We start from the raw sequence: 14309 nt of genomic DNA on the forward strand, positions 1-14309 counted from the left end.
TCAGCTCATTAATAACGCAATGGAATATCCGATAGGGTAACGGGAATATTATCAAGTCCTTGCCCCATTAGAAAGGATCGCATACCTCTTACAGCAATATCACTGTTATTTTTTGCACCAACAGTAACGGAAGTCAATGGAATGGGTGTTGCAAATCCATCCAGCTCCACCATAATGTATGGTAAAAATATCTGTTTTAGAATCCGAAACCTGGGTTGACCTCCCCGATCTGTACGTAATGGAGAGAATACAAAACGATATTCCTCTTCTCCCTTGAAAAATTCACTTTTAAAGAACATGGCATAAACAGAGCAAACCATAGCCATGTCACCACCAATTTCCAATAAAGCTTCATCTCCGATTTCAGCATTTTCTTCATATATAGTATCCAGTTCAACAAAACCATCATTCACTCCCCTGCGGACGCAGGCAATCAGCGCATCCAAGAGGCAGGAAATTTGAACTTCCTCACTATAAATGACCGTTCCATGCAAAAATGACCTGCCTGTAAATCCTTTCACCAGCTTTTCATAATCAAACCCAAGACAATACCCTCTAAAATCAGTAAACTCAGCCCAAAGCAATGCACTATTATCCAGCTTGGAGAAAGAAATTACATAAAAGCTTTTGTCCTCATGATCCGGTACACAAACTGTTTGGCAAGAAGGTGTGATGATAGCAAGCTCATCCATCTCCGCCTTTATAATTTTAAACAGCCTCCGCCCCAAATCCTTATTTACAATATAAGTGTCAATTACTTTTTCTAAAATCTCTAATGAATACAGAAATTCAAGCTTGTCATTTAAGAAATCACTTTTTGTGGCAATAAACTGCCTATTTTCGATAATGCCTTGAACCCCTTCCGCAGTGGTATAATGGTACAATTTATCACCTTTATCACAAAGGGGCACCCGGACCCAATCATCTAAATATTTTGTTGTTCTATTTGCTTCCACCAAAAATCCTCCATTACTGTCTTATTTGCCCGTTCCCATAGATAATGTACTTCGTCGTGGTCAGTTCTTTCAAACCCATAGGTCCCCTTGCGTGGAGCTTCTGCGTGCTAATGCCAATTTCTGCACCAAAACCAAATTGTCCGCCGTCAGTAAAACGGGTAGAAGCATTCACGTATACTGCCGCGGCATCCACTTCATTTAAAAAACGCTGAGCATTAGAATAGTTTTCTGTAAGAATTGCCTCGGAATGCCCTGTGGAATATTTACGAATATGGGTGATGGCCTCCTCTAAATTGGCAACCACCCTGGTGGAGATAATATAATCCGTAAATTCCGTAGCCCAATCTTCCTCCACTGCGGGAACAGACCCTGAAATTAGGGCACAGGTTGCTTCGTCTCCACGAATTTCAACTGCCTTTTCTTGCAATGCCTTCCCTACCATGGGGAGAAATTTTTCCGAAATCTTTTCATGCACCAAAAGACTTTCACAGGCGTTGCAAACACCGGGACGCTGGGTTTTGGCATTCATCACAATGGCCACAGCCTGATCCAAATCTGCAGTCTCATCCACAAAAATATGGCAGTTGCCAACGCCCGTTTCGATTACAGGAACGGTGCTGTTTTGCACCACACTTTGAATCAAACCCGCTCCACCCCGAGGAATCAATACATCCAAATATCTATTGAGACGCATCATTTCATTGGCTGTTTCCCTTGAGGTATCAGGCACCACCTGCACAATATCCCCGGGTAGTCCTACCTCTTCCATAGCCGTACGAAATACCGAAACAACGGCTTGATTGGTACGGAACGCTTCTTTTCCTCCCCTTAGTATAACCGCACTGCCTGCCTTTAAACATAAACCAAAGGCATCAGCGGTAACGTTTGGTCTAGCTTCAAAAATAATCCCGATTACACCCATAGGCACTCTTTTCTGCCCAATGATTAACCCGTTGTCCATGGTCTTCATAGAAAGAACCTCACCTACAGGGTCATCCAAAGCCGCAACTTGACGAAGTCCCTCTGCCATTTCCTGAAGCCTTGTTTTTGTCAATGTCAAACGATCAATAAAAGCACCCTTGATGCCCGATGCCAGTGCCTCTTCCACATCCATCTGATTGGCAGAAAGAATCTCTTTCTCTGCCGCCAAAAGAGCCTCTGCCCCATGGCAAAGGGCTTCATTTTTTTTCGGTGTGGACAATACCGCCAATACAACGGATGCATCCTTTGCTTTTTGTCCCATTTCAGTCAAAATACTCATCACTAAAACCCCCCTATCAAGCCGTCTTCCGTTATAATACAATCAACGGGTTTATCAAATACTTCCACTTGCAAATCAAATTCCATAACCTGAAAAGAAAAAGCTACGGCAATTTTATAAATGTTTGGATATTGCTCAAAAAAACGATCGTAAAATCCGCCGCCATAACCATAACGATTCCCTTTTTGATCAAATACACTTCCTGGAACAAGAAAAACATCCGTTTCCTTTGGAATTACCCTGTCTTCCCTTTCTTTTTCCGGCTCCATAACACCAAATCGACTTTTTCTCAGTTCCGAAAAAGAATCAATTGGTACAAAATACATTTCCCCTTTCGCTTTTGCAATGGGAACGGCAACCTTTTTTCCATCTTGCCACGCTTGCTCAATCAAAGGATATGTATTTACCTCATTATCCATAGAAATAAAAGTGAATATCGTTTCCGCTTTTTCGTATCTTTTACTGCCTATCAGGGTAGCTATTATATTATCACTTTTTCTCTGGCGTTCTTCTTCAGTCATCTCCTTGCGTTTTTTCAATATTTCTTGACGCAGCCTGTTTTTCATTGCCGCAACACCCCTATTGTCATAATAATAAGAAAACTTCCGCAAAAGGATAACAACCAAAAAGGCAAAATCCGATTGCCCGCTAAATTTTTCAAAATCAAATAAATCAAATTAGCCCAAAAATAAACAATCCCCAGCACAACAATTACCGAGGTTACAAAATAGCTTCCCATGTTCAGCCAAATCATAATTCCGAATAATAAGGTCATTCCCATTACCAAAAGCTGTTCTCCAAAAGATTGAAAAATGGGCTTATTGTTTTCTGCTCCCACCATAAAGTTTGCGCCCAAAAGAAAAAACCCTGAAAGTGATGCCCCTGCCAATGCCCCGGTAACCACCCTTAGCAGCTGAGTACTTTCCCAAAAGCCTAAATAGCTGAAAAAACCATCAACAGAAATAGGAATAAAGGCTAAGGCTCCCAGAAGCATTCCCTTGGTTGAGTAGGGTCTGTTCCCATGAAGCCTCCTAAAAATTACAAAAAATACCATAGAAAAGAACATTCCCGAATAAATCCCTGTGCATCGAGCGCAGACAGGCAGTTGCTGTCCCTGAAGAATAAAACTGCGCTCTGCCATCTGATGACAGACGGCAGAGCCAATCATTTTAAATATTGTATTCATAGCAATTAATAATAAGGAAAGTAATACATCATACTTCCAAAAACCCCAAACACCCCCTGTACCAGGCAGCACAATAACCAAAATGCCAACATAACACTACTTATGATAATTAAGGCTTTACCAAATCTACTGTAATCCTCAATAGGGCTTTTTAATAAAATCACGCCCGCAATTAAGCCTGCAATTTGACCAATGCCGCCTACAAAAAGAATTAAAAGTATAGTAATTACTTTTAAAACTGTGGGAATGACCTGCTCTTGAACAGGCTTAGGTTCCTTTGATTGATAACTTTCCCAGCTTCTGGCTTCACTTTCCCCCTGAAATTTCTGAGAAGTACCGTCTTTATCTTCAACGGTAAATTCATTGATTGCCTCCGCCTCTTCCACATCAGCTTTGGCAGTATTTTTGCTTTCATTAAGCGTACAAACAGGACACCCGAGACTTTCGTCAAAAATCTCTCTCCCGCATTTTGGGCAAAAACTCATATAAATCGCTCCTTATAAAAATCTATTTTCTCCTACTGTTAAAAAATGTACCTACATCTTCGCCGGCTATCACTCGATGAATAACGGTGGGGTCTTCACCTAGCACAATGGCCATTTTCACCCCGGCATCCTGACAAATCTCCGCCGCCTGTAATTTGGTAAGCATTCCGCCAACACTAAAGGCTGAGCCTTTGTCCCCTGCCATTTTTCTGACCTCATCCGTAACCCAATCCACACAAGAAATGCGCTTTGCATTGGGATTTGATTTTGGATCACTGTCATATAAGGCATCAATATCTGTCATTAATATCAAGATATCCGCACAAATGATTTCTGCTACAATAGCGGAAAGCCTATCGTTATCGGAAATCCCAATTTCCTCTGTAGAGATACTGTCATTGGCATTGACAATGGGAATGACTCCAAGCTCCATCAATGTTTCCATTGTATTCTTTGTATTCTGATATCGTTCCTCACTACCTACCTCTTCCTTGGTTAGCAGAACTTGTGCAACCGTTTGGTTATACCGATCAAAAAAATTATGATATATCTGCATTATCATGGCCTGCCCAACAGCTGCAGCAGCCTGTTTTTGGCGCATGACTGTAGGTCTTTCCTTCATACCCATTCGTACCGATCCAACACCAATGGCACCGCTTGTAACCAGTACAACATCCTTGCCACTGTTTTTAAGGTCTGTTAAAACCCAAGCCAGCTCTTCTATGCGTTTCAGGTTCAAAAGACCGTTTGGGTATGTAATGGTAGATGTTCCAACCTTAACAACAACTCGATTGCAATCCTTCAATAATTCCCTCACATTAATCCTCTCCAATTCCTATGTATAGACAAAGTATACTATATTTTTTCCTTGTTAAAAAGGGATTTCGTGAATACAAAGAAAATATTAAAGGTTTCTTTAAAGTTAAAGCGTATTTCTTACCCTTCGTTTCCAATCTACCTTCTAGTAATTCTATACCGAAACTTATATTATATAATCTACTCACATCGAAGAAGGTTTTTTAAAAAAATATTATTTCACTTCAAAATCACTTTCATCCATTTCCTTGATAACTTTATAACACCTTTGTTATTTTTCTATCCCTTTCAGCGGCAAAGCTGTATTGTAGCAATTTTTATCTCAATTCTTAATATCTTCCTATTGATTTGATTTTTATATTACCACAAATATAAAATGATGAAACAGGGGATATTGTAAACTCTTTCAAATACCCTAAATTAAATCATATCAAATTAATATGAATATTTAATATGGATATGTATCTCATTGCATATTTGCTTGCTTACATTAGAGAATTTTAGAGTCACACCAAAGAAAATCATGATATATTGGACCCCAGTCTCTAAAAAACCATTTAATATGCATTGCCTTTATGTTCTAAGAAGCAATATGCCAATCAGCATTTAAATTAAAATGAAATGTACAATATGTTTTCCTCTCCCCTCAAAACTGTGTATTTAATTTAAGATAGGAAAGCAATAAAAAAGACCAACGGATGAGTATTATCCATTGGTCATATTCATTAAGATAATTTAAAAGAACTTTTTAGCGATACAATTCGGTTAAATACTAATTTTTCCTCTGTGGTATCCTTTGTGTCAACAATGTAGTATCCGTTACGCATAAACTGGAAGCGATCCCCTTTTGCAGCCTCTTTTACAGCGGGCTCAATAAAGCATTCCTTTACCTCTAAAGAATTGGGGTTCATAATCATTTCACCGTTAGAATCTTCAGGATTATCCAGCATCATATAGTCATATAATCTTGCTGTAGCCTGAACATTTTCCGTTGCACTCACCCAATGAAGGGTTCCCTTTACTTTTCTTCCCTCAAAGCCACTGCCACTTCTTGTTTCAGGATCATAGGTGCAATGTACTTCTACAACGTGTCCATTCTCATCCTTCACAAAATCAGTACAAGTCACAAAATATGCACCTTTTAAGCGTACTTCCTTGCCCGGAGCCAAACGGAAGAACTTTTTCACAGGCTCCTCCATGAAATCTTCTCTTTCGATATATAGCTCTCTGGTAAAAGGTACTCTTCTTGTGCCAAGCTCAGGAGTTTCTGGGTTGTTTTCCAACTCCATCATTTCCACTTGGCCTTCAGGATAATTTGTAATGACAAGCTTCAATGGATCCAAAACCGCCATAACAACCTTTGCCTTCGCCTTCAGATCGTCACGAATACAGTAATCCAATAAACCGCTGTCAACCATACTGTTTGCCTTGGATACACCAATACGCTCACAAAAATCCCGAATGGATTCGGGGGTATATCCTCTGCGGCGCAAGCCACTGATGGTAGGCATACGTGGGTCATCCCAACCGTCAACCAAGCCATCCTCAACCAAAGCACGGAGCTTTCTTTTGCTCATCACTGTATTTGTCATCCCCAAACGGGCAAACTCAATCTGTCTGGGAGGGTTCACCAAATACCCTGCTTCTCTCACCACCCAATCATATAGAGGGCGATGATCTTCAAACTCCATGGTGCAAATGGAATGGGTAATTCCTTCAATGGCATCCTCTAAAGGATGGGCAAAATCATACATAGGATAAATGCACCATGCATCCCCTGTTGTATGATGGGTTGCGTGGGCGATTCTATAAATAACAGGGTCTCTCATGTTAATGTTGGGAGAAGCCATGTCAATTTTGGCTCTGAGTGTACGGGAACCATCAGGGAATTCGCCGTTTTTCATGCGTTCAAATAAATCCAAATTTTCTTCCACACTTCTATTGCGATAAGGGCTTTCCTTCCCCGGTGTGCTTAATGTTCCACGGTATTGGCGCATTTCCTCCGCAGGCAAATCACAAACAAAAGCCTTGCCGTCTCGAATCAGCTTTAAAGCAACCTGATAGTACTGCTCAAAATAGCTGGACGCATAATATAATCTGTCTTCCCAATCAAATCCCAGCCACTTTACATCCTCACGGATAGAATCAACATATTCTACATCTTCCTTTGCAGGGTTTGTATCGTCAAAGCGCAAATTGCACTTTCCTCCGTAAAGATTTGCCAAACCAAAGTTCAGGCAGATGGATTTTGCGTGTCCAATATGCAAATAGCCATTAGGTTCAGGTGGGAATCTGGTATGAATTTTATTTAATTCCCCCTTCAAGTCCTCCTGGATATAACTATGTATAAAGTTTCCAGTCGCACCTAATCCGCCATTCTCCATAATCTTTTCTTCTGCCATATTGCTATCCTCCCAAAATTGTGGTTGTCCTACTAAAATAATACTACATAAAGTAAACGTTTCAAATCAACATTTCAATAAAGGATTCCCATTTTTTCGCATTTCAAACATCATTGTGCCAATGGATACCCTTATAAAATTTAAGCAAAAAAGCACTGTTTCATGCTGGCATACAACTTGATTAGGGATTTTTCCAAGTTATGAATCCGTCCAAATAAAAACTTCCCTCAAGAAGTATACACAAAATAACTCAACAGTTTCTTATTACCAATGGACCAAACAGGTCATTTCCCCATTTTAAGCTAAAATGATTCATCCCCATGTCATAATTATAATATTATAATATAGCCTGTCTTTAAACGCAATTCATTTCCAAATAAAATTTGCCTGACTGCCTGCCGGCATCATTTTATTTGTTTTTTCTAACTTTTCATAGTAGAATAAAACAAACATTAGGAATACGAAAATTTTAATGAGACTATTTATCTAACCATATAAACATAAACTTTTTCACTTTTTGAAAATTGTATTTTAAATCCTTTTCAAAAATATTTCGGGAGGAACAATCATGTTAGCATTTACCGTTTTTGATACTAAAAAATTGATGGCATATTTATTAAAAGGGGATGTTTTTGACCACTTCACCTTCCGCCAAGGGGAGATTTACTCCTTTGCGTCCTTCACCATAAATGGCAAAAAAGAGGAAAGCTTCCTGACGGAAGATGACACCGAGCCATTTTGTCTTTGGGCGGACATCAAACCCTTTGTTTTTGAAACGGTAAAAGGAAAACGTCTTCCGAAAAGCATGAAATTGGTTTTTTCTCTTCCAAAGGAGAAAATTGAAAGATACCCCAATGCAAAAGCAGTTTTTTTAAATCTTCTGTTTCGAGAAGGCACCCTCTTGTGCACCACCTCCATTACCGAGGAGACCTTCTCCTTAGAGCAAAAAGCAACCAAGCAATGGGATGAAGATATTATAAGCTTTTTCAAAAAGCATGAAATACCAATACAAATTGAAACATAAATTGTTAGCACTCATTTAATCCGAGTGCTAATTTTTTATTGACTTTTTCTGCTCAATTGGCTAAAATTACAATGTGTGATACATGCTACAAACAATCTTTGTTTTAGGAGGTTATGCGAAATGAACGAAAAAGGAAATCTGTCTATTAACAGTGAGAATTTCCTGCCCATTATTAAGAAGTGGCTCTATACTGACAAAGATATTTTTGTCAGAGAATTGGTATCCAACGCCTGCGATGCCGTTACAAAACTGCAAAAACTTGCACGCATGGGGGAAGCAGAAATCCCTGAGGACGAAAAATTTGAAATTCATGTTGTTTTAAATCAAGACCTTCATATCCTGCAAATCATTGACAATGGAATTGGTATGACTGCAAATGAAATCAAAAAATACATTAACCAAATCGCTTTTTCCGGAGCTACAGATTTTCTTGCGAAATTCCAAGAAAAGGCTGAGCAAGAAAATGAAATCATCGGCCATTTTGGATTGGGTTTTTATTCCGCCTTTATGGTTGCAGATAAAGTAGAGATTGATACCCTTTCCTATCAAGCGGAAGCTCAAGGGGCAAAATGGCTTTGCGAAGGTGGTATTGATTATGAAATGGACGCTGGCAACAGAGAAACAAGAGGTACCACCATTACCCTCTATTTAGGTGAGGATGGCAAAGAATTTTTAGAAGAATCCACCCTTTATGCTGCCCTTCGCAAATATTGCTCCTTTATGCCGGTACCTATTTTTGTTGATATTGTAAAAGAATCAACAGAAGCAGAAAAGGAAGCTGAACAAAAAGAATCTAATACTATCCATATCTCTCCTGAAGAGGCAGAAAACCTCACCAAAGAAGATGCTTTAGAAAAGCTGGAAGCAAAAAAAGCTGAGGATAATGAAGATCCTAAGCCTTTGAACGATACCACCCCTTTATGGCAAAAACAGCCTAAGGACTGTACGGATGAGGAATATAAGGCTTTTTACCACCAGGTATTTTTTGATATGAATGACCCTTTGTTTTGGATTCATTTGAATATGGACTATCCCTTCCGCCTAAAAGGAATTTTATATTTCCCTAAGCTTGTAGAGCATATGGACGTGATGGATGGAGAAATTAAACTCTATGCCAACCAAGTATATATTGCGGATAATATCAAAGAGGTTGTGCCAGAATTTCTCCTCCTATTAAAAGGCGTTTTGGATTGCCCCGATATGCCCCTAAACGTATCCCGTAGTGCTTTGCAAAATGATGGTTATGTTGAAAAAATGAGCACCTATATTACAAAAAAGGTTGCAGATAAGCTGACTCAGCTTTTCAAAAATGAACGTTCCGTTTACGAAAGCTTCTGGAATGATATTGGTGTTTTCATTAAATATGGCTGTATGAGAGAAGAGAAATTTTATGACAAAGTGAAGGATGCGTTATTGTTCAAAACCACTGACGGCGTATACGAAACTCTTCCCGAATATTTAGAAAAAAATAAAGAAAAGCATGAAAATAAGCTGTTCTTTGTTTCTGACGAAAATTTACAGGCACAGTATATTCGTCTGTTTAAGGAGCAAGGTCTGGAAGCGGCTATTCTCTCTACCCCTGTTGACAAACCCTTTGTATCTTTCTTGGAGTACAAAAACACTGGAGTCTCTATTCAGCGTATTGATGCAGACATTTCTGAAACCTTACAGAAAAAAGAGGATACGGAAATCTCTGAGGCTAAAAAACAAGCTGAAGAACATACAAACACACGAATGGAAGCTTTCTTCCGTGGGCTTTTGCAAAACGATTCCCTGAAAGTAAGTGTGGAAGATTTGAAAGCCGAAAGTATTTCCGCCATGCTTCTTTTAAGCGAAAAATCCCGTCGTATGCTGGAGATGATGGAGGCATATGGGAATGCCACTGAATTAAAAGCAATGTTTGCAGATGTGAAGCCGGAGGAAACCTTAGTGCTCAATCGCTCCAATGGCCTTGTAAAAAATCTGTTGGATATGAGTGAAAAAGAGGAAAAGAAAGAGGACGTTGAAATGCTCTCCCGCCATGTTTACGACTTGGCATTGATGAGCCATCGCCCCTTGACATCCGAAGAAATGACCAGCTTCATTGATCGTAGTAATATTTTGTTAGAAAAACTTTCTTCCCTTGAAGCAGGAAGGTAACTTAAATTAGAAAATAAAATAAACTCCCTAAAACAAACCGATACACTTCATTAACGGAGGAAATTGCCTCCCAACTAATGACTTGTATGTGATAGTTCTGTTTTTAGGGAGTTTTTTTTGGAGATTTTGTAGTAACAAATCGATTCAAGCAAATTAAATATTATTACTATTTTTTTATTCATTTATCAAAATATCTAATCGTTTTTTTTAAGATACAAAATCGTTATGAATATTGCATATTTTTTATCAATCTACCGTTAATTTTTTTGTAAAAAAATGGCATTCTATTTTTCTTTTCTCCTCTCCCGACTCTTAAGATGCTGAATTAAATCGAAAAGCCACTTCCAAGTTGTAATACCACTTGCCGTAGGAGTATACTAATATAAAACAATACAATGCATTCCGAGGTGACCTATGACAAAAGAACTTTTCTTACAAAAGCTTATGCCGTCCTATGAGGCTTTTTTCGATATCCAATATGATGTTGCCCTTGGTTCCAGCCAATTTCCTGCTGTTGCGCAGTTCCACTCACGCTCAGAAAAATATGTTTTGGTGCGCGCAGCAAAGCTTTGGGCAACGGAAATGAACGAATATGCATACTTCGCCTTTGCCGATGTTCCGAATACGGAAGGGTTTATTTCCTTAAAAAAAGAGGTCTTACAACTTGGCCTAGCACAGATTAAGCCCCATAGTGAGCATATGTATTCCTACGTTACCTTAATTTTAATTTCAGATTTGCTCCCAGATGAAATCATTCAGCAAATAAAAAAAACCAACTACCATAAAACCTATCTGTTTTCCTTACATGGATGGATGTACCTTAGAATCGCTGCGGTAGACCTCAGCAACGGAAAGGTCTATTCTAATCACAGGGGAAAAGAGCTCCTGCCGTTGCTGCAAAATATTTTATCTTAATCATCTATATTTTAATGCATTTCCTTGGAAAGGAGGATATTTATGAATTCATTGTTATTATTAATCATCTCTATTGCTGTACTTGTTATTGGCTACATTACATACGGCGGCTGGCTGGCAAAGCAATGGGGGGTAGATCCCTCAAAAGAAACACCCTCACACACACAACAGGATGGTGTGGACTATGTCCCTGCAAAAGCCCCTGTATTAATGGGTCACCACTTTGCTTCCATTGCAGGTGCAGGTCCCATTAATGGCCCCATTCAGGCAGCTATTTTTGGTTGGCTTCCTGTATTGCTTTGGATCCTCATTGGCGGTATTTTCTTTGGTGCTGTTCAAGATTTTTCTTCAATTTTCGCATCAATTCGCCACAAAGGAAAATCAATTGGTCATGTCATTGAACAAAACGTCGGTGCAAAAGCGAAAAAGCTGTTCTTAATTTTTGCTTATCTAACTTTACTCCTGGTTGTTGCAGCTTTTGCAAGTATCGTTGTTGGAACCTTTAACGGCTTTACACCAGAGGGTGACATCGTTCCGGCAAATGGCTCCACAGCAACAATTTCGGTATTATTCATCATTATTGCAATTATTTTCGGTGCTTTGGTCTATCGTAAAAACGCACCTCTTAGTGTGGCAACTGTTGTAGGTATTATTGCCATTATCGCATGTATTGCCATTGGTTTAAATTTCCCCATTTATTTATCAGCAACTACTTGGTTAATCCTTATTTTAATATACATTTTTGTTGCTTCTGTTACGCCGGTTTGGATTTTGCTCCAACCCAGAGATTATTTAAATTCATTCCTTCTATATGGCATGATGATTGCAGCTGTTGTGGGTATCGTTGGAAGTCATCCCGCTATTGAGCTGCCCGCCTTCACTGGCTTTCAGGGGATTAACGGAAACAGCTCCTTGTTCCCCATGCTCTTTATCACCGTTGCCTGCGGTGCTATTTCCGGCTTCCATAGCTTGGTGGGTTCTGGTACAACTTCCAAACAGCTTAATTCAGAAAAAGATGCCAAAATTATTGGCTTCGGTGGCATGTTAATTGAATGTGCTTTGGCAGTCATCTCTTTAATTGCAGTGGGCATTCTTTTTGCTGATGGTGCAATGCCCAATGGAACGCCTACCCAGGTTTTTGCCACAGGTATTGCATCCATGATTGCTGCCATCGGTTTGGAATCCGCTTATAATGTGGCATATGCTATCATCATTTTGGCAGTATCCGCTTTTTGTCTCACTTCTTTGGATACAGCAACAAGATTGGCAAGATATATGTTCCAAGAGTTCTTTATTCCCGAAGGAACCGATCCAAAAACATTAACAGGTTTTAAAAAGGTTTGTGCAAATCCTTATTTTGCAACCCTTGTTACTGTTATCATCGGTGGTATCATGGCAGCCGGCGGTTATGCTAAAATTTGGCCATTGTTCGGTTCAGCCAATCAGCTCTTAGCGGCGCTGGCTCTCTTGGCTGCTGCTGCTTGGTTAGGCAATATCGGCAAGAATAATAAAATGTTTATATTTCCAATGATTTTTATGCTTATTGCAACATTAAGCGCATTGGTTATTACGTTAATTAAAAACGTGGTTGCCTTTTCTGCTGGAACTGCAACTCTTTCAACGGAAGGCTTGCAAATTCTATTCATCGTTTTATTGATTGCTCTGGCAATTGACTTGGCGATTGAAGGATGCCGTGTTATTTTTGGTAAAAAGAAAACTGCATAAATTGCTTTTATGCTATAAAATATAGATGATAAAAGACCCGTGGATTCACGGGTCTTCTTCTTATGTGTCATTTTATTATAGCTTAATCGCTAGCTCCACAGGGCAATGGTCCGAACCCATAATATCACTATGAATCTTTGCATCCACAAGCCTCTCTTTCAGTCTTTCAGAAACAACATAATAATCAATGCGCCAACCTGCGTTGTTTTTCCTTGCATTAAAACGGTAGCTCCACCAAGAATAATTACCCGTTGCATCAGGATAAAAGAAGCGATATGTATCAATAAAACCGGCACTTAGCAGCTGGGTAAACTTCCCTCTTTCCTCATCAGTAAATCCTGCACTGCGTCTGTTAGAAGAGGGATTTTTCAGGTCTATTTCATTATGGGCAACATTTAAATCACCGCAGATAATCACAGGCTTCTTCTCATCTAAATCGGAAACATACCCCCGAAAAGCATCCTCCCACGCCATACGGTAATCAAGCCTTGCATTTTCTTGCTGAGAGTTCGGTGTATACACTGTAATGTGATAAAACTCCTCAAACTCTAGTGTAATTACTCTTCCCTCGGTATCATGGGCATCATGGCCCAACCCATAAGAAACAGATAAAGGCTCTTTTTTTGTGAATACAGCAACTCCGGAATAGCCCTTTTTCTGAGCGTAATTCCAATATTGAAAATACCCCTCTGTATCTAATTCTATCTGCCCCTCTTGAAGCTTTGTTTCCTGTAATGAGAAAATATCTACATCCACTTCCTTAAAATATTCCATAAAGCCTTTGCCAACTGCGGCACGCAAGCCATTCACATTCCATGAAATCATCCTCATTGAAACACTCCCTTTCAATTTACGAATCAAATCTATATTTTTCTAACTACATTTTTTGATACTTTTTGACACCCTTCAATTCTAACATAATTAGAAGTTTTTTTTCAACAAATTAAAATGCCAAAACCCCCTTTCATTAAATATAATACTTTCTTTTGTTTTGCATATCCTTTAGCTTGTATCTTATCTTAATTTCAACTAAAATCAGAATAGATGGAAAGGAGTGTTCATGATGAATATACAAATCTATGGCTCCCAAAAGAGTTTTGACACAAAAAAAGCAGAACGTTATTTTAAAGAGAGAAAAATACCTTACCAATATATTAACATTCATGAATTCGGAATGAGTAAAAGCGTTTTTGAAGCTGCAAAGAGGAGTATTCCACTGGAGGATATGATTGACCGCAAAGCAAAAGCATATCAAACCTTGTTTATGGATTATATTGATGAAAGTAAACGGGAGGGCACCTTGTTGGAAAATCCTGTTCTTTTTATGACTCCCATTGTGAGAAACGGAAAGGATTTTACATTAGGCTACTGTCCCGATGTATGGAAAGAATGGAGTTAAG

Annotated in this window: 13 protein-coding genes; 5 read left to right on the top strand and 8 right to left on the bottom strand. The window is 39.1% G+C overall.

Features of this window, described 5'->3' with window-relative positions:
* Nucleotides 1–8: 8 nt before the first annotated feature.
* From CPRO_RS12395 to CPRO_RS12425, 7 genes are all read right to left on the bottom strand, one after another.
* Nucleotides 9–956: a DUF2971 domain-containing protein gene (locus CPRO_RS12395; protein ID WP_066052381.1), complete on the bottom strand. Its 948-nt coding sequence runs from the start codon at nt 954–956 to the stop codon at nt 9–11.
* A 13-nt stretch (nt 957–969) separates the two neighbouring features.
* Complete coding sequence (locus tag CPRO_RS12400) at nt 970–2217, bottom strand: glutamate-5-semialdehyde dehydrogenase (RefSeq protein ID WP_066052384.1); 1248 nt, start codon at nt 2215–2217, stop codon at nt 970–972.
* A 2-nt stretch (nt 2218–2219) separates the two neighbouring features.
* Complete coding sequence (locus tag CPRO_RS12405; RefSeq protein ID WP_066052387.1) at nt 2220–2783, bottom strand: 5-formyltetrahydrofolate cyclo-ligase; 564 nt, start codon at nt 2781–2783, stop codon at nt 2220–2222.
* Nucleotides 2780–3475 (bottom strand): DUF2085 domain-containing protein, encoded by a 696-nt coding sequence (locus CPRO_RS12410; protein ID WP_236782434.1) that lies wholly within the window; start codon nt 3473–3475, stop codon nt 2780–2782. Before CPRO_RS12410 ends, CPRO_RS12405 begins: the two co-directional genes overlap by 4 nt.
* A complete protein-coding gene (locus CPRO_RS12415; RefSeq protein WP_066052394.1) occupies nt 3409–3888 on the bottom strand; it encodes a hypothetical protein in 480 nt (159 codons plus the stop codon). Before CPRO_RS12415 ends, CPRO_RS12410 begins: the two co-directional genes overlap by 67 nt.
* A 22-nt stretch (nt 3889–3910) precedes the next feature.
* Entirely contained in the window at nt 3911–4705 is a 795-nt protein-coding gene (proB, locus tag CPRO_RS12420; protein WP_082754360.1) for a glutamate 5-kinase, read from the bottom strand.
* Between the two features lie 724 nt (nt 4706–5429).
* Entirely contained in the window at nt 5430–7106 is a 1677-nt protein-coding gene (locus tag CPRO_RS12425; protein ID WP_330383840.1) for a glutamine--tRNA ligase/YqeY domain fusion protein, read from the bottom strand.
* A 568-nt stretch (nt 7107–7674) separates the two neighbouring features.
* On the opposite strand from CPRO_RS12425, the gene CPRO_RS12430 reads away from it, so the two are divergent.
* The 4 genes from CPRO_RS12430 to CPRO_RS12445 all read left to right on the top strand — a co-directional run bounded on the left by CPRO_RS12430 (nt 7675) and on the right by CPRO_RS12445 (nt 12909).
* Nucleotides 7675–8130 (top strand): DUF5721 family protein, encoded by a 456-nt coding sequence (locus tag CPRO_RS12430; RefSeq protein ID WP_066052400.1) that lies wholly within the window; start codon nt 7675–7677, stop codon nt 8128–8130.
* A gap of 120 nt (nt 8131–8250) precedes the next feature.
* A complete protein-coding gene (gene htpG / locus CPRO_RS12435; protein ID WP_066052403.1) occupies nt 8251–10269 on the top strand; it encodes a molecular chaperone HtpG in 2019 nt (672 codons plus the stop codon).
* Nucleotides 10270–10683: 414 nt separating this feature from the next.
* A complete protein-coding gene (locus tag CPRO_RS12440; RefSeq protein ID WP_066052406.1) occupies nt 10684–11184 on the top strand; it encodes a DUF8052 family protein in 501 nt (166 codons plus the stop codon).
* Nucleotides 11185–11226: 42 nt separating this feature from the next.
* Nucleotides 11227–12909 (top strand): carbon starvation CstA family protein, encoded by a 1683-nt coding sequence (locus CPRO_RS12445; protein ID WP_066052409.1) that lies wholly within the window; start codon nt 11227–11229, stop codon nt 12907–12909.
* A gap of 75 nt (nt 12910–12984) precedes the next feature.
* Here the strand turns inward: CPRO_RS12445 and CPRO_RS12450 are convergent, their stop codons facing one another.
* Nucleotides 12985–13740 (bottom strand): exodeoxyribonuclease III, encoded by a 756-nt coding sequence (locus CPRO_RS12450; protein WP_066052412.1) that lies wholly within the window; start codon nt 13738–13740, stop codon nt 12985–12987.
* 232 nt (nt 13741–13972) lie between these two features.
* Between CPRO_RS12450 and CPRO_RS12455 the strand changes: the two genes are divergently transcribed.
* Entirely contained in the window at nt 13973–14308 is a 336-nt protein-coding gene (locus CPRO_RS12455) for an arsenate reductase family protein (protein ID WP_066052415.1), read from the top strand.
* The last annotated feature ends 1 nt before the right edge of the window (nt 14309 follow it).

This window comes from Anaerotignum propionicum DSM 1682 (assembly GCF_001561955.1).
GTDB lineage: Bacteria > Bacillota > Clostridia > Lachnospirales > Anaerotignaceae > Chakrabartyella > Chakrabartyella propionicum.